Genomic DNA, 16,843 nt, shown 5'->3' on the forward strand with positions numbered 1-16,843 from the left:
ACGGGGTTACGTTGAACCCTGTGGCAGGATCTCTTCATCACTCGCCCCACTGCGCAGGCACAATGACTCCAATAGCACTCGAGCTACACGCATATCCCGGGTGTCATAGCCCTCAGAGAATTTTCCGAAAACCGTAAGCAGCAATTGTCCAGCCTCGTCATTGCGACCTTGCTTCAGTTGCAGCCTTGTCAACGAAGTCGCCGTGCGTAACTCCCAAGCCAACGCCGATTGCCGCTGGGCACAGGCCAGCGACCGATTCAGATATTGTTCGGCCAGCTCAAAGTCTGGGTCCGGACGAGCGGCATAGAGGTCCGCGGCGATTCGCAGGATTTCCGGGGTATCGAAGGTCTCGCCAATGTTTTCAATCATCTCCATTGCACCACAAACGATTTGCAGCGCGTTATCAAACCTGCCTGTAGCAGCGAAACCTTCGGCCAGACATCTGATGAACATCGTAGCCAGGACTTGGTGGTTCTCAACGCTCAGCAGGCTCAGGCAACCATTCAATTGCTCAATACCGGCCTCAACACTGCCTTGGGAATGCAAAAGAATGCCTTCGAGGCCAAGCCCTACTGCCAACTCTGGCTCGAAGCAGTTGAGCTTGGCAACCGAGTTGAGCTGGTCAATTGTCTGCCGGGCGGCACTCCAGTCACCCGTCCAGAGAAATACCGTGGACACATAGATAAGCGCCAGGCAAGTGGTTGCAGGATGGCGCAGATGATTTGCACGATGGAGCGCTTGTCGACCGAGCTGAACCGCCTGATCCGGGTATCCGCGCAACCACGAAATCCTGGCCAGAGATGACAACGCTCGGACACGGTAGTCGTAGCTGAACGAGAAATCGTCACCTGCCGAGGGCGACGAATACAGATTCCAACTGGCACGAGAATCCTGCACCGGCGATTGATGTTGGATGGCGTATTGATGAGCGTCGCCCAGCTTCCATTGCATCATGGCAATACCTTTAGGATCGGTGATTTGATCACTGAGCGTCATTGCCTGAAGAGTCGAGGATTGGAATTCCTGTTCCGCACTCCACGTGAGGGGGTTGCTTGACCCACCCAACAATCTGAGCTGGCGAAGGGTGTCGCCCAGGTTCTGGTCAAATACCTGACTCATGCCGCTCGACGCGTTCGCGCTATGGGGCGTTCCTAGAGCGAACATGGTGGAGATGGCGTGCGCCTCCTGCCAAACAGTTTCCTGAGGGAGACCATTGGGCCGACATACCCCGGCGGCGAGCGCTCGTCCACTCCATCGACGACACTCGTCGAGCATGGACAAACCCAGGAACAATGGCGCCGAAGAGGCAGCAAGGCGAATACCAAGAGAAAGATTCCCTGACGCCGAGAAAGTCCAATCGAGCGTCGCGCAGATGTTTCCCAGATATTCGATGTAACGCTGGATACGCTCGTAATCCGGAAGCGCTTCGCCCTGTACATTGAGACGATCCAGCAGTGAGACGAGGTAGACAGCGTGGCGTTCGGTTGTCGAGTCAAACTCACCCGCATCATGTAATTTCTCAAGCGCGTAAGCCCGGGTCGTGTAGGGAAGTCGGTAGCACATCAAGCAATTACTACTTTCGGCCAAGACCAACGACTTCGTCACCAATCGACCTATCGCATCGATAACCATCATCTCATGGCCTTGAGGCGCTACCACTTGCGTTGCAACCTCCAGGGAGAATTTGCCAGTCAGGACGGATAACCGGCGTAACACCATGGCCTCGTTTGCGGATAAGAGATCGTAGCTCCAATCGATCATTGCGTTCAGCGTCTGGTGCCGGGACATGGCGTTGCGACGCCCTTCCCAAAACAGGCTGAAGCGATTTTCGAGCAGTTCAGCGATGCCCTGAATTCCGTAGGCTGGAACCTGGCCCGCGCCCAGTTCAATGGCGAGCGCGATGCCGTCGAGTTTTCGGCAGATGTGAGCCACCACCGGCACATCCTTATCGCTGAGGGTATACGCACTTTGATTATGAGCGACGCGCTCAACGAACAATTGCACTGCCGAGAAGGTCATGGCTTCAGTGGCTGTCAGCTGCGCTTCATCGGGTGGACAGGCCAGAGAACCCAATCGGTAGATATGCTCACCTTCCGCTCGTAACGGTTCTCGGCTGGTCACTAAAATGTGGGTATGTTCTGCCTGCCCAAACAGCGTTTCTGCCAGACAAGCCACTGCATCGATAACATGGTCACAACTATCGAACACGACCAACAAACGCATATCTCGTATGAGACCCACCAACGTTTGCAACGGCTCGGCTTCCTGGTACTGCACGCCCACCGCGGCCGCGAGAGTTCCAGGCAGCATCCTGGAATCTGTAATGGCGCTCAGATCCAGAAAAATGACCATGCCTTCAAATTGCGACCTGAACTGGTGAGCAACCGTTATCGCCACCGTGGTCTTACCCATCCCTCCAAGACCGCTGATAGTGACAAAACGGTGCTGCCTGATCAGGTCCGAGATTGCCTGCACGGTGTCGTCCCGACCTACCATGCGCGCAAGACGGGGCGGTAACTCGCCAGCCGGTATCGACTCGATCGTGGTCGCATTGTCGACATCGAGCGGAGCAAGAATGACGGGGGCCACAAAGCTATAGCCGCGGCCCGGAATATTGACGACATAGCTCGTATCGGTTTCCGGGCACGACAACGCTTTGCGCAAGGCAGAAATATGGACACGTATGCAACTCTCATCCACTACCACACCCTTCCACACCATCTGGACGAGGTCGCGGGTGGTAATCACTTCACCAGCATGGGCGACGAGAGCAATGAGCACGTCTAAAGCTCGGCTACCCAGCTCGACGTGTTCTCCGTTTCTGAGCAGTAACCTCTGGGACGGGAACAGCTGGAACTGGCAGAACGTGATTGCGTGAGGGCGCTGCGCCCCCGTAGAGCTTTTTACGGGATTGGTCATGATTCACACACTGGTGAAGAATGAACGTACGTGGGCAACTCATTCTGTCGCTTCCGTGACTCCAGCTCAAAGCGCGCGTTTTATCAGGTCCATCGGTGCAGACAACCCACATGCAGTGTAGGCCTGGCAGAGTATTGAAGCGGCGTTTTCTGCGCCGGTCTCTCGTTGTCGGACGATGGCCAGGCCCAACCGCAGAGGACTGACAGTGCTTGAGCCGCCCCCTAATTGGTCTGGCACCCTCCCCCTTCCTCCAGATACGTTGCCACACGCCGCCTGCCTTGGGAGTCTTGATAGACCATCTCGACAGGTACGACCCCACAGGCAAACCTGATGTCGGTCACGCTGATTACTTTTGCCACATCCGTCGGAACGCCAGTGCGAGGTGCCTGCCTGTCACTTTCAGCAAACGCGCCACTGGCAGCAATGGTCAAGAAAAGAGCAATCAAAATCTTCATGGAATGTCCTCGAGTCAGATTCGACAGTGCTAGCCAATAGCTCGAAGCGACCGGTGTAGCTGCTCCTCGATCAACCAGAGCAATCGCCAGCAAAACAGCTTCGAGCACTGAATGGCCGCTGCCTCTTTCCGATCAAACCCTGCACAGAGGAGTAGCCATAGGTGTCATGAAAGTCTGCCAAGCTGCTTCACTCACTTTCAATTCACCTTCAGTAACAGGTTAGCTCGTATTTAATAAGTGCCAGCGAATGAGTAATGCGAATAAACAATTGGCGACAGAAGGTATCGTTTTATCGCCTTCCACACCGTCATCAACTTGATTAATCCATACCGCAAAATAATCGACAACACCCATATCGCAATTGCTGCTTACAGTGAGGGGAGTCAAATTGCAGTGCACCACGCAGAACAACTGACCGCCATTGTTCTAGAAATCGGAACATCACCATAGTTGTTGACGGACCGATGGCCGCATGAAAACTATTTTCATTGAAAATAACATTTGCTGGTTCAGCATAAAAAGCCCGTGCACTGAATGACTCGGGGCTGCCTTGTCAGCGGGCACGCTATTTTTTCAATGTGCCGTACACTGCGGGTGCTGGCCGTCAACCCCAGTAAAACCTGGCATCATCTTGGCCTGAAAAATCAGGATCGACGTAGATGTGGAGACGTGAAATCAAAGTGCCCGTAAACTCGAACACGTTGCAAAATCTGCCTTCGGAACGCCCGGCAACCGGCCAATGTTCACCGTTCTTCGCGACACCACTCTCGGTACCTTCTACAACGACTATCCGCCCGCTCGCAATGTAGTTATAGGTGTCAACATCGTGTTTCAGGCTATCTAATTTACTCATCAGCCCTTGAACAAAAGCGACAACTTGTTCCTTTCCTGTGCGAGTACCAAACTTTGGAAAAAACAGCTGAACATCATCACTGAACAGTTCCAGAATAGATGGATCACCAGCATCAGCCTTACCAAAGTAGAGCTTGGTAATATCAATCAGCTCGTTACTATCATTTGCACTTATCATCTCGGCACCCGGTCAGGTTATTGCAGCATAGGATCATCGTAGTCATACACCCTGGATAATCAAATTTCTCCACCATGACCCTATCGATGTAGATTACATAAAAACCGGGAAAACTTGCGCTTTCCCAGTCTTCACACAATCAGATCTGTGCAATACCGCCATCGACGAACAATTCACTGCCATTCACAAAGCTTGAATCATCGCAGGCAAGGAATACCGCCGCTTTGGCAATTTCATCAGGATCGCCAACACGGCCCATTGGAATAAGCGAAGCGAAGTGGTCCAGCATGCCTTGCTGATGCGCTTCGTCCGGGCCGGCAAGACCAACCAGACCAGGGGTCTTGATCGGGCCAGGGGTAAGGCAATTCACACGAATGTCTTGGCCTTTCAAGTCCAGGATCCAGTTGCGTGCAAAGGATCGCACGGCGGCCTTCGAAGCTGCATAGACGCTGAAATCTGGCGTACCGCCACTGGCTGCGGTCGATCCGGTAAGAATCACCGAAGCGCCCTTGGACAGCAGTGGCAATGATTTTTGTACTGTGAAGAGCACACCTTTGACGTTTCGGTCGAACGTATCATCGAAATGATCTTCGGTGACGTCCTTCAAATTGCGCAGCTCACCGCCGCCGGCGTTTACAAACAGCACATCGACCCGACCATGTTGGACTTTCACCGCACTGAACAGCTCGTCCAGTTCTTCCAGCTTTGCGGAATCGACGCGTACGGCGGTCGCATTGTTACCGATGGCCAACGCAGCAGCGTCCAGCTGAGCCTGACGCCGACCCGTGATATAGACGTGAGCGCCTTCCTGGGCGAAACGGATGGCCGTGGCCAAACCGATTCCGGTGGACCCACCGGTGACAATTGCAACTTTGCCTTCAAGCTTGCGTGACATTCGATATTCCTCATAAAAAACGCCAGAAAAGCGCATGTCCAAAGAATATCGACGAACCCTACCTTTCCAAATAGAATTGATTGCAAACCATCGTTGCAGAAATGTTGATGTCCAAGATGCCGGATTTTGAAGGGTTGGCAATGTTCGCCAAGGTCGCGGAAGAGCGTTCCTTTGCAGCCGCCGCCAGGGTTTTGGGCGTATCAGTGGCCACCGTTTCCCGAGGTGTCAGCCGTCTTGAAGACAGGCTGGGTGCCCGTCTATTGAATCGAACCTCTCGGCAGCTCGCCCTTACAGAATTCGGTCGCAGCATTGCCGAAAATGCCAGCCGGCTTTATCGAGATGCGGAGTTGACTGAAGGCTTTGCCAGAGAGCTTTCGTCTCGCCCGCGTGGGCTTGTGCGCCTGGCGATCCCCATGACATTTGGCGTACGTTGGGTAGCCCCAATCATTCCGGAGTTTCTCCTCAACTACCCCGATATCTCGATCGACCTTCACCTGTTCGATGGTGCAGTTGATCTGATCGGCGAAGGCTTCGACGCTGCAATTCGAATAGCGGTATTACCCGACTCTTCTCTGGTCGCCCGAAGGCTGTGTCCAGTTTCACGATATCTGGTGGCCTCCCCCGCCTACGTCGAGCAGTATGGCCTTCCCGATCACCCGCATGACTTGATAGGAAGAAATTGCCTGGGCTATGCCTATAGAGCGCAAAGTGACGTGTGGCGATTGAGCAATGCTGCAGGCAACGAAATCAGCGTTGCGCCTTCAGGCTCTCTGCGCGTCACCAATATAGAGGCGTTGCTGCCCGTCGTTCTGTCCGGCCTCGCCATTGCTGAGCTGCCAGAATTCGTCGCCAGTGAATACCTGCGCGACGGACGACTTCAGGTCATCCTGCCTCAATGGCATTTTCAGGAGGGAGGCCTTTACTTTGTCACCCCTTCCGGGCACTCGCGACCGGCAAAAGTCGACGTGCTGGCTGACTTCCTGGTTGACAAGCTCTCAGCGCCGTCCTGGCGCCTGCAAAGTTCGATCTAGACACGAAATACCACCCCGCCTTTGCCCCTCCTGACAGCCTCTGATCTTGGAGGCGTCATTCTTGCTGAAAATATCATTCACTATTTTGGCATTCGGTAGGACGCTGCTCCGTTGCCAGGCAGGCGCTGCTGCTACCCTTTTTACAGCTTGCCCCCGAAAACATCTGCGACAGCTTCCAGGGTGATTTTCAAACGGCCAGGACGGCTTTTTTCAATAGCGCCGACCACCTTGGAGCCTTTATGAAAAGCAAGGCCTTACCAGCTGTAATGGTTGTGGCTGCCGTCTCCATCAACGCCAGTGCTGCTGATTCCAAGACGCACGGATTCCTCGAAGACAGCCAGGCCTTCGTCAGCTCTCGCACCATGTATTACTCAAATGACACCCACGATGGCGGATTTGACCAGCGAGAGGCCGGCACAGCACTTAACCTCAATTTCCTGTCCGGCTTTACTCAAGGCACCCTGGGTTTCGGACTGGATGCGTCAACATCCCTAGTTGTTCACCTCGATGGCGGCAAAGGCCACCACCCTGACAATGCGAACACTTTTTTCCCCAGCGACTCCGACGGATCTGCCGTTCACTCATGGGATAGAGCGGGCGCCAATGTCAAAGCCCGATGGTCGAAAACTGATTTGGCCGTGGGCAATATCTTCACACCCAACCTGCCGATTCTGACTTCTACAGATGCGCGGCTCGTTTCCCAGAACTTCGCAGGCGGCGTTATCACGTCCAGAGAGTTCGATGGACTGACGCTCACTGCCGGTAAGTTTGACCAGGTTGCAGGGCGAGCTACCAGTAACCCTACGGGATTGGCTGTTGCCGGCGGCACCAGAGACTCCAACGACTTTCGATTTGCAGGGGGTGACTGGAAGGCTACGAAGGAACTGATGTTCCAATACTACTTCGCCAGACTGGAAAACTATTACAAGCAGAATTTCTTTGGCCTGGTTCACGTCCTGCCACTGGGCGAAGACCAGGCATTCAAAACTGATCTGCGCTATTTCGACAGTAGCTCTGACGGAAAAAACGGGGAGCCTGGTTACCGTTTCAATAATAACAACGGCTATGCAAAACACCCCGGCGAGGTCGATAACAAGACCTGGAGTGCCATGTTCACCTACAGCCTTGGAGGCCATGCGTTGATGCTGGGCCATGTAGGCGTAAGCGGTGAGGGTGGGTTTGTATGGCTCGATCAAGGCAACGTCACAGATGGTCGAAATCGTCCCGAGGGCAATGGAGGCTCCACCTTTTATCTATTCACCAAAGCAGTCGTGGGTACCTTTTCCCGTGCAGGCGAACAGACCAGCTTTGGTCAGTATTCCTACGACTTTGCAAAAGCGGGAGTACCGGGACTGAAGGCTTCGGTTGCGTATCTGAGAGGCGAAGACATCAAGAATCCTAGAGGTGGCCGCGATCTTTCGGAATGGGAGCGTGATCTGAGGATTGACTACAATATTCTGCACGGCCCGCTAAAGGGTTTTAGTACAACGCTGCGCCATGGCACCTATCGCAGTGACAACACGGGCATACCCAACACCGATCAAACGCGTCTGATCTTCAACTACAGCTACGCGTTCTTCTAACCCGCGCCGACGTGTCAGGAGCTCAAATGCAAAGAACGACGTTGCCAGCCGCGATCGTACTCTCCGGGTTCTGCATTGGCGCAAATGCCGAAAATGCAAAGCCGCATGGATTCATCGAGGACAGTCAGGCTACTGTCAGCAATCGCACGTACTACTATTCGAACGACAATCGAGACGGCGGACTCGACCAGCGTGAAACAGCAACGGCACTCAAGTTCGCGTTCACATCGGGCTTTACCCAAGGCACAGTAGGCTTTGGGGTGGACGTGGCATCGCTGGTGGCTGTGCACCTGGACGGCGGCAGGGGCCATCACCCTGACGCAAATACCTTCTTCCCCAGCGACACTGACGGCTCCGCTGATCATTCATGGAGCAGAGTGGGCGGCACTTTGAAAGCACGTCTCTCAAAAACGGAACTGGGTATTGGCAATATCTTCACACCCAATCTGCCGATACTCGTCGCTACCGATTCACGTCTCGTTTACCAGAACTTTGGAGGCGGTATCCTGACCTCCAAAGAGATTGATAACCTCACGCTGACCGCCGGTAAAATTGATCAATCTTCAGGCCGTGCTACCAGCAACCCCACTGGCCTGGCGTTGGCAGGGGGAACCAAAGACTCGAACGATTTTCGCTTTGCCGGTGGTGATTGGAAGGCCACGAAGGATCTTACGTTTCAGTATTACTTCGCTCGGCTCGAAAACTACTACAAGCAACATTATCTCGGCCTGGTTCACGTACTGCCACTGGGAGATGAGCAGTCGTTCAAAACTGATCTGCGCTATTTCGACAGCAGTTCTGACGGTAAGAACGGCGATGTCGGTTACCGTTTCAACAACAACGGGGGATATGCGAAAACACCTGGAGAGGTGGATAACAAAACGTGGAGCGCGATGTTTACTTACAGCTTGGGCGGCCACGCCATCCTTTTAGGGCACGAAAGCGTCAGCGACGATGGTGGATTTGTGTGGCTCAACCAAGGCAACGTTGTCGATGGCCGCAATCGCCCAGAGGGTAATGGTGGCACTGCTTTCTACCTGTTCACAGACGCCATTGTGGGCAATTTCTCCAGGGCCGGTGAACAAACCAACTTTGGTCAGTACTCCTACGACTTCGCAAAGATCGGTGTACCGGGATTGAAAACCTCAATTTCCTACCTCAGGGGCGATGACATCAAGGATGTCGCAGGTGGTAGCGATCACAAAGAGTGGGAACGTGACATGAGGATTGATTACATCATCCAGGGTGGCCCGCTGAAAGGCTTCGGGACCACATTGCGCCACGGCACTTACCGAAGTGATGGTTCAGCGTTACCCGATACGGACCAGACGCGACTTATCTTCAATTACAGCTATTCGTTCCTGTAGTACGGATTGTGGCGCGTAACTGTCAACAACTGACAGTCTGGGCATTTTCAACCTACCACTACCGTGTAGCCGGGTGCGCCTTGCCTGCTTTTTCACAAGCGATCCTGTCCGCCTCAGCGTTTGCCCCAAAATCCACAGCCAACTTATCAATCAGTCCACGGACCGAAGGCAGCAGTCCTCTACGAGATGGGAACACCGCATGGATGAGGCCGCTGCGCAGCACGAACTCAGGGAGCACCTCTACCAATAGTCCGTCATGTATTGCGTGGCGCACCATGATTTCCGGCAGTTGCACAACGCCCACCCCCTGTATTGCGGCACGATGCAGCGCATCAAGATCGGAGGTAACAAATCGTGGCGTGTGGGCCACCTCGATTCGATCGTCTTTCTTTCCTAAAAAGGTCCACCGGTGTTCACGGTTGGGCGGGCCTAAATCCATGCTGGGCAGGTGCACCAAGTCACTGGGGGTTTTGAGTGACAGTCCATCGATCAACGATGGCCGGGCCACCAACTTCTGATGGCTGTCACCGAGGACTCTCATCACCAGGTTGTCGTCCTCCAGTGGCGGGAAACGTACCCTCAGCGCGATGTCGTAACCCTCCCCCAGCACATCGACCCTGCGATTTGTACTGTCTATGTGCACCTGGACTTTTGGGTGCAACACCATGAACTCGGCGATGATGTCGCTTACGCCCATGGCCCCCAACGCAGGCGGGCAGCTGATACGTACAATCCCTTGGGGCTCGGAGCGTGAATGCTCAACAACTTGCTCCGCGGCGTCGGCCTCCACGAGCATCGCCACGCAATGTCGGTAGTAGTCCTGGCCGATCTCCGTGACCGTGAATTTCCTGGTCGATCGCTGGATCAGACGCACACCAAGCCGCTCCTCCAAGGATGCGATACGTCGGCTCAGCTTGGATTTCGGGATGTCGAGCTTTTTACTCGCGCTGGTGAATCCGTTGTGGTCGACGACCTGGACAAAGAAATACAAATCATTGAAGTCGTACACGGAAGCCTTTACTCACTGTTTGATCGCAGCCCGAAGTATCGCAGGTGACAGGGTGTGTTTCCCATAGCACTCTTGGGGAAACAGTTCGCAGATTGGTATTCGTCGCTCGGGTTGTCCAATTTCCTGAATCGGCCCCGGTGGGGCTGGCTGGGCGGCAACCAATCAGCTACGCCGACATAGGGGTCGTTATGAAAGCAGGACGCATGAATGAAGCGGACGTGGCAGCCTTTTGCCTGTCGTTGCCCGGTGCGCGGGAGGACTACAAGTGGGGTGGCGTGCGGGTGTTTTCGATTGCCGGGAACAAGATGTTCGCCATGCAGGGGCTGAGGGGTGATTCCCTGGCGTTCAAGGTGGACAAGGATCTCTTTCTCGGCCATTGCGACCGCCCGGGCATTCACCCGGCGCCTTATCTGGCGCGGGCGCAGTGGATCATCATGGAGACGCCCTACCCGCTCGGGGCTCAAGAGTTACGGGGATTGCTGCAGCGTTCTCATCAACTGGTGGTGAGTAAGCTGCCCAAGCGCACGCAGATCGGCTTGCTGCTTTGATTTTCCGTAGGAGTGAGCTCGCTCGCGATGCACCCGAGCACGCCGCGGGTGTCAGGTTGCAAGCGTTATCGTTGACGTCCATCGCGAGCGAGCTCGCTTCTACAGGGGCATCAGGGCCAGCAGATTTGCGCCGAGAAACAGCATGTCGATCCAGAAGATCTGGTGCAGCAGCACGATCAGCCAGAACACCATCTGAAACGACACCTTGCGCGTTTTGTGCCGAAACACCTGCTGCGCCAGCAAGGCGCCGGGCCAGCCGCCGGCGAACTCCAGGGCGTGCAATACGTTTTCGGGCGTTCTCCATTGCTCGGCGCGGGCCTTGCGCTTGTCGCTCCAGTACAGCAGGAACGCCAGCAGGCTGACGATGCCGTAGGCCGCCAGGGGAATGGGTGAAACCCCTCGCAGCCACATCGAGATCGAACCGAACAACGGCAGCGCGCACAGCACCGCAAAAATCAGCCACTTGAGGCGAAGATTTCGAATGCCTCCCCCGGACGGGCGCCCGGAGCGATTGCGCGCGCTGGCATCACTCATCGCTTGGCCGCGGTCCAGTCGACCCAGCCGAATACCCAGGTCGCCAGGATCAGCAAGCCAAACGCGATGCGGTACCAGGCAAACACCGCGTAGCTGTGGCTGGCAATGAACTTGAGCAGGCCCCTGACAGCAATCATCGCGAAGATGAACGCGGTGACGAACCCGAGTGCGAACACCGGGAAGTCTGCCGGCACGAACAGGTCACGGTACTTGTAGCCCGAGTACACCGCTGCCCCCACCATGGTGGGCATGGCCAGGAAGAACGAGAATTCGGTAGCGGTCTTGCGCGACAGGCCGAACAACAGGCCGCCAATGATGGTCGCGCCCGAACGTGAGGTACCGGGAATCATCGCCAGGCACTGGGCGAAGCCGACCTTGAGCGCGTCTTTCCAGGTGATCTGATCCACGGTTTCGGCGTGCACCGCGTGCTGACGCTTTTCCGCCCACAACATGATCACACCGCCCACCACCAGCGCGGCGGCCACGGTGATCGGGTTGAACAGGTAATGGTGGATCAGGTCGGCAAAGATCACCCCCAGGACCACCGCCGGCAGGAAGGCAATCAGCAGATTGGCGGTGAAGCGTCTGGCGCCGGGCTGCGTCGGCAAGCCAATGACCACGTCGAAAATCTTGCGGCGAAACTCCCACACCACCGCCAGGATCGCACCCAGCTGGATGATGATGTTGAACGCCATGGCGCGCTCGCCACCGAAATCGAGCAGGTCGGCCACAATAATCTGGTGCCCGGTGCTGGAAATCGGCAAAAACTCCGTCAGCCCTTCAACAACCCCAAGTATCAACGCCTGAAAGGCAGTCCAAAGATCCATCAATCCCCCAAAAGCCAAGCTTGAGCGCATGGCCCGTCAGTATTTTTTTCATAACGTTGAGCGTAGTCGCAAACTCGCGCGCACAAGATACCCGCTGGCTGCAGAAAACTCCGTGAAAAATCAGTTTGAATTCAGGTTTTGCCGCGCGGGGCCGAAATCCTATCAGACAAGCCCGATTCGCGCTGACGCGTACTCGGGTACGGCAGCAGGCTGGTGCTCTGCCTTTACAAAAACAAGAAATCCAAGAACAAGAAACTGGAGCCTGCGTTATGAAAAGCCTGCGCAAAGTGTCGATCAGCCGGCGGTTGTGGCTGATCCTGATCGTGGCCGTGACAATGCTCCTGGCGTTGGGCGTGATCATGCTCAAGCAGATCAACGACGATCTGTACAAGGCCAAGGCCCTGAAAACCGAGCATGTGGTGCAGACCGCCAGCGGCATTCTCAGCTATTACCATGAGCTGGAAACCGCAGGCACCCTCACCCGTGAAGCCGCACAGAAACAGGCCTTGAGCGCCGTTCGCGGATTGCGCTACGACCAGAATGATTACTTCTGGATCAATGACCTGACGCCGGTGATGATCATGCACCCGGCCAACCCCAAGCTCGATGGCCAGAACCTGTCGGCGATCCGCGACCCGGACGGCTTTGCGGTATTCAACGAGATGGTCGCCGTCGCCAAGACCAGAGGCGCGGGCCTGGTCAATTACCGCTGGCCGAAACCAGGCGCCAGCGATCCGGTGGAAAAGACCTCCTACGTCAAACTGTTCGAGCCCTGGGGCTGGGTGATCGGCTCGGGCGTGTACACCGACAGCGTGCAAGCCGAATTCCGTGGCCAGGTGTGGAAAGCGTCCTCCATCGGCCTGGCGATTGCCCTGGTGATGATGCTGGTGGTGTTCATGATCGCCCGCAGCATTGCCCAGCCCCTGCGCGAGACGGTCGATGCCATGGCCAACATTGCCAGCGGCGAAAGCGACCTGACTCGCAGTCTCGACACCAGTGGCCAGGATGAGGTCACGCAACTGGCCCGTCATTTCAATGCCTTCACGGCCAAGCTGCGGCAGGTGATCGGTGACTTGCAAGCGTCCGCAACGGTACTGGGCCAATCGTCCAGCGAGCTGGGCAACGACGCCACCCAGGCCCAGCAACGCAGCCAGCAACAGTCGCAACAGATGGAGCTGGTGGCCACCGCCATGAACGAAGTGACCTATGGCGTGCAGGATGTGGCAAAAAACGCCGAGCAGGCCGCCAGCGAAATGCGCGATGCCGAGGCGCAGGCACAGCAGGGCCAGATCAACATCGACAGCAGCCTGAAGCAGATCGACTCCCTGTCCGGCACCATCGACCAGGCCGTGGAGGTGATCCGCACCCTGGCCGCCGAAAGCACGCAGATCGGCAGCGTCCTGGAAGTGATCCGCTCCATCGCCGAACAGACCAATCTGCTGGCGCTCAACGCCGCCATCGAAGCGGCCCGTGCGGGCGAGCAGGGCCGCGGTTTTGCGGTGGTGGCCGACGAGGTCCGCCTGCTGGCCCAGCGCACGCAGAAGTCCACGGCGCAAATCCAGGCAATGATCGAACGCCTGCAAAATCACTCCGAGGCGGCGGTCAAGGTGATTGGCGACAGCAGCCGCGCCTCGCAGCTCACCATCGAACAGGCCGGGCTGGCCGGCAGCAGCCTCAACGCCATCAGCCAGGCCTTGCGCAACCTCACCGGGCTGAACGCCTCGATCGCCAGCGCCACGCTGCAACAGTCCCACGTGGTCGAGGACATCAACCAGAACGTCACCCAGGCCGCCGGCCTGTCCCACGGCACCGCGCTGGCGGCCGAGCAGTCCAGCGCCGCCAGCGTGCGGCTCAAGGCGTTGAGCGAGCAACTGAATGGGCTGCTGCGTCAATTCCGCGTTTGAGGCACTTTTGTGGCGAGGGAGCTTGCTCCCGTTCGCCTGCGAAGCAGGCGTCATCGAGTCAAGCAGAACAGCGTTGAATGTTGATCGGCTTGCTTCGCAACCAGGCGCAAGCAAGCTACCTCGCCACAAGAGCCGCTTGCCCAGACACCCGTTTCTGCCACGCAAGCCTCTTCGCCCCAATCTGGGTACAATCCGGCCCCTCCTCCATTTCCCCAAGGAAGCTCCATGTCCGGGCTTGAACTGTTCGCCGCCACCCTCGGCGTGATTGCCGTCTGGTTGACCGTCAAGCAGAACCCGTGGTGCTGGCCGATCGGTCTGGTCATGGTGCTTATCTATAGCTGGATTTTTTTCGATGTGAAGCTGTATTCGGACATGCTGCTGCAAGTGATCTACGCGGCGCTGCAGGTCTATGGCTGGTGGCAATGGACCCGGGCGGGAGACGCACGGCATGGCCGTGAAGTCAGCGTTCTCCAGGGACGCTCGGTGATTTATGGCCTGGTGATCGGCGCCATTGGCAGCCTGTTGCTCGGTGCCGCCATGGCCCACTGGACCGACGCCGCCCAGCCCTGGCTGGATGCGGCGCTTACCGGGTTCAGTCTGGTGGCGCAGGTGTGGATGGCACAAAAACGCCTCCAGTGCTGGCCGTTGTGGATCATTGTCGATGTGATTTTCGTCGGTCTGTTCATCTATAAGGGGCTGTACCTGACCGCCGCCCTCTATGGACTGTTTCTGCTGCTGGCCGTGCAAGGCTGGCGTGAATGGCGTGCGGCGCCGGCGCTGCGCACATGAAGGTGCTGGTACTGACGGGGCCGGAATCCAGCGGCAAGAGCTGGCTGGCGTCCGAGTTGCAAGCGCGTTTCGGCGCGATGGTGGTTGGCGAGTACGTGCGCTGGTTCATCGATCACCACCAGCGGGACACCTGCCTGGCCGACATCCCGGACATCGCCCGTGGCCAACTGCAATGGGAAGACGACGCCCGCGCCCGCCAGCCCGATCTGTTGATCCTCGACACCCACCTGCTGAGCAACATGCTCTGGAGCCAGGCACTGTTCGGCGCCTGCCCGGCCTGGATCGAGCAGGCGCTGCTGGCTCGCCACTACGACCTGCACCTGGTGCTGTCACCGGAAAACGTCGGCTGGACAGATGATGGCCAACGTTGCCAACCTGAACTGAGTGAGCGTCGGCGCTTTTTCGATGACACCCTGGCCTGGCTGGAAAATCACCGCCAGCCGTTACGCATCCTCGGTGGCAATTGGGCTGATCGCCAGGCGCAAGCCGTTGCGGCAGTGACCGGCTTGCTCGCACCCACCCCCTGATTTCGGGGGTATTTACCCAGCCTTTCACCCTGTTTTGGGGGCAATCTGTCCATTCCTGAAACACCCTCCCTGGCGCAAAAGGCCTGCTTGAGCACCCTGCCCCTCTAACGACCCTCCCTGTTAAGCCTTTGATACACCTCTTCGCAAACCCTCGTTCCAGAGCATCCCAAGCCATTTAGACGGGCTTGAGCGTGATGCGCTGTCTCAACGCTGAAACAGAACGCATTGCGGGTTCCCGGACAAAATCCACAAGTCTCTGAAAATCAAAGAATTTCCAAAACCGGCACAGCTTTCGCTCTCTCCTACCCAACGCTGCCTGGGCCAGCCCACAAAAAGAAGGAATTGCTGCCGTGGGGACTTTCAATAAAGGCTTGACCTGCCTGCTACTGATAGGGAGTGCCGCTGCCTCGGTACTCAGTCTCAACGCCCAGGCCGAAGGCAATGGCGTGATCGTGCTGCAACGTGACGTGCAACCGGTTCACTTCGGCCGAGCCCAGGAAAAAGACCCCTACCCGACCACCGTCAATGCCAACCCCTCTGCCCGCGTCACCGGCGAGCTGAGCGATGCCGACATTGCCGGCGTCACCAGCGGAACGGCGCTGCGCACCGGCAACGGCGGCAGCGGCCTGGGTGGCATGCAGGGCCTGAACGTCGTCACCAACCCCAATGGCATGCCGGGCATGGGATCGACTCACCAGGGAGGCAGCGGCGGCGCAATTTCGGGAACCATCAACCGCGCCATGAGCTCCGGCCTCGCGCCACTGACCAGAATGGCCGGAGGTCAATGACATGAATCGCTCCATTCTCTTTCTCGCCCTGCTCGGCTGCACCAGCGTCATGGCCGATTCGGCGGTCAACACGAACAACAACGCCAACATCCAGGATGCCGGCGTTCGATACAAAGGCAACTTCAACGTCAACCAGGCCGCCGGCGATCAGCAACAGCAAATCAACGTTCGTGCCATTGCCATCGGTACCGAAGCCTCGGCGACCACCATCGTCAACCAACGTCTCAATACACCCGCCAATCCGTCGATGAACGCGACGGCCACCATCGGCGGTGCCGCTTTCAGTAATGGTAACGGTGTCCTGGGTGTCAACCAGAGCGCCGGGGCCAACAACCAGATGGCCAACGTCATGCGGATCAGCATCAGTGCTGCACCGCAGGCCGTTGACGATAGCGCCCTTTCTCAACAGAACGTGGCGTTGCTACCAAGCTCAGGAGCAACTGGTACCCCAATCGGCAGTCGCCAGGTCGTGACAAGCGACCAGGCCTTCACCGGCAGTCGAGGGGTAATCCAGGTGAACCAGAGTGCCGGGGTGGGGAACCGTATGGCTAACACCCTGAGCATCCGGGTCGCTGACTGACCCAAACGCAGTGCGATTAGAAAGTACCAACACTTAACCAACTAATAAGCACGGAGA

At 56.8% G+C, this 16,843-nt stretch carries 16 protein-coding genes; 9 read left to right on the forward strand and 7 right to left on the reverse strand.

The genetic code is table 11. From position 1 onward, the window contains the following. Positions 1-6 precede the first annotated feature (6 nt). From B0W55_RS04555 to B0W55_RS04570, 4 genes are all read right to left on the reverse strand, one after another. Positions 7-2,919: a winged helix-turn-helix domain-containing protein gene (locus B0W55_RS04555; protein WP_077044827.1), complete on the reverse strand. Its 2,913-nt coding sequence runs from the start codon at positions 2,917-2,919 to the stop codon at positions 7-9. A gap of 221 nt (positions 2,920-3,140) precedes the next feature. After that, positions 3,141-3,374 (reverse strand): DUF2790 domain-containing protein, encoded by a 234-nt coding sequence (locus B0W55_RS04560; protein ID WP_077044828.1) that lies wholly within the window; start codon positions 3,372-3,374, stop codon positions 3,141-3,143. 604 nt (positions 3,375-3,978) lie between these two features. After that, a complete protein-coding gene (locus B0W55_RS04565; protein ID WP_077044829.1) occupies positions 3,979-4,404 on the reverse strand; it encodes a nuclear transport factor 2 family protein in 426 nt (141 codons plus the stop codon). A gap of 139 nt (positions 4,405-4,543) precedes the next feature. Continuing rightward, positions 4,544-5,299, reverse strand: a complete 756-nt coding sequence (locus tag B0W55_RS04570; RefSeq protein ID WP_077044830.1) for an SDR family oxidoreductase — start codon at positions 5,297-5,299, stop codon at positions 4,544-4,546. Positions 5,300-5,406: 107 nt separating this feature from the next. Between B0W55_RS04570 and B0W55_RS04575 the strand changes: the two genes are divergently transcribed. From B0W55_RS04575 to B0W55_RS04585, 3 genes are all read left to right on the forward strand, one after another. Then, the gene (locus B0W55_RS04575) at positions 5,407-6,330 is read left to right on the forward strand and encodes a LysR family transcriptional regulator (RefSeq protein WP_077044901.1); all 924 of its coding nucleotides are present in this window, start codon (positions 5,407-5,409) and stop codon (positions 6,328-6,330) included. A gap of 239 nt (positions 6,331-6,569) precedes the next feature. Then, positions 6,570-7,913, forward strand: a complete 1,344-nt coding sequence (locus B0W55_RS04580; protein ID WP_077044831.1) for an OprD family outer membrane porin — start codon at positions 6,570-6,572, stop codon at positions 7,911-7,913. Between the two features lie 26 nt (positions 7,914-7,939). Continuing rightward, positions 7,940-9,280 carry an OprD family outer membrane porin gene (locus B0W55_RS04585; protein ID WP_077044832.1) on the forward strand — a complete coding sequence of 447 codons (1,341 nt, stop codon included), beginning with the start codon at positions 7,940-7,942 and terminating at the stop codon, positions 9,278-9,280. Between the two features lie 58 nt (positions 9,281-9,338). Here the strand turns inward: B0W55_RS04585 and B0W55_RS04590 are convergent, their stop codons facing one another. Next, positions 9,339-10,289 carry a LysR substrate-binding domain-containing protein gene (locus tag B0W55_RS04590; protein ID WP_077044833.1) on the reverse strand — a complete coding sequence of 317 codons (951 nt, stop codon included), beginning with the start codon at positions 10,287-10,289 and terminating at the stop codon, positions 9,339-9,341. A gap of 188 nt (positions 10,290-10,477) precedes the next feature. Here B0W55_RS04590 and B0W55_RS04595 point away from each other — a divergent pair, with 188 nt between their 5' ends. After that, positions 10,478-10,837, forward strand: coding sequence for an MmcQ/YjbR family DNA-binding protein (locus tag B0W55_RS04595; protein WP_077044902.1), 360 nt, complete (start codon positions 10,478-10,480; stop codon positions 10,835-10,837). Positions 10,838-10,936: 99 nt separating this feature from the next. Here B0W55_RS04595 and B0W55_RS04600 read toward each other — a convergent pair whose 3' ends face one another. Both B0W55_RS04600 and B0W55_RS04605 read right to left on the reverse strand, forming a co-directional pair. Beyond that, positions 10,937-11,371 carry a DUF1294 domain-containing protein gene (locus B0W55_RS04600; protein WP_077044834.1) on the reverse strand — a complete coding sequence of 145 codons (435 nt, stop codon included), beginning with the start codon at positions 11,369-11,371 and terminating at the stop codon, positions 10,937-10,939. Next, positions 11,368-12,198, reverse strand: coding sequence for an undecaprenyl-diphosphate phosphatase (locus tag B0W55_RS04605; protein ID WP_077044835.1), 831 nt, complete (start codon positions 12,196-12,198; stop codon positions 11,368-11,370). The genes B0W55_RS04600 and B0W55_RS04605 overlap by 4 nt, the downstream gene beginning before the upstream one ends. A 269-nt stretch (positions 12,199-12,467) precedes the next feature. On the opposite strand from B0W55_RS04605, the gene B0W55_RS04610 reads away from it, so the two are divergent. The 5 genes from B0W55_RS04610 (at position 12,468) to B0W55_RS04630 (ending at position 16,786) form a co-directional block, all read left to right on the forward strand. Next, positions 12,468-14,102: a methyl-accepting chemotaxis protein gene (locus B0W55_RS04610; RefSeq protein WP_077044836.1), complete on the forward strand. Its 1,635-nt coding sequence runs from the start codon at positions 12,468-12,470 to the stop codon at positions 14,100-14,102. A 225-nt stretch (positions 14,103-14,327) separates the two neighbouring features. Further along, positions 14,328-14,891: a nicotinamide riboside transporter PnuC gene (gene pnuC / locus B0W55_RS04615; RefSeq protein WP_077044837.1), complete on the forward strand. Its 564-nt coding sequence runs from the start codon at positions 14,328-14,330 to the stop codon at positions 14,889-14,891. After that, positions 14,888-15,418, forward strand: a complete 531-nt coding sequence (locus B0W55_RS04620) for an AAA family ATPase (RefSeq protein ID WP_077044903.1) — start codon at positions 14,888-14,890, stop codon at positions 15,416-15,418. The genes pnuC and B0W55_RS04620 overlap by 4 nt, the downstream gene beginning before the upstream one ends. Positions 15,419-15,768: 350 nt before the next feature. Then, positions 15,769-16,206, forward strand: a complete 438-nt coding sequence (locus B0W55_RS04625) for a hypothetical protein (RefSeq protein ID WP_077044838.1) — start codon at positions 15,769-15,771, stop codon at positions 16,204-16,206. Position 16,207: 1 nt separating this feature from the next. After that, positions 16,208-16,786, forward strand: coding sequence for an adhesin (locus tag B0W55_RS04630; RefSeq protein ID WP_077044839.1), 579 nt, complete (start codon positions 16,208-16,210; stop codon positions 16,784-16,786). Positions 16,787-16,843: the final 57 nt, after the last annotated feature.

The organism is Pseudomonas sp. KK4, from assembly GCF_001984065.1.
Taxonomy (GTDB): domain Bacteria; phylum Pseudomonadota; class Gammaproteobacteria; order Pseudomonadales; family Pseudomonadaceae; genus Aquipseudomonas.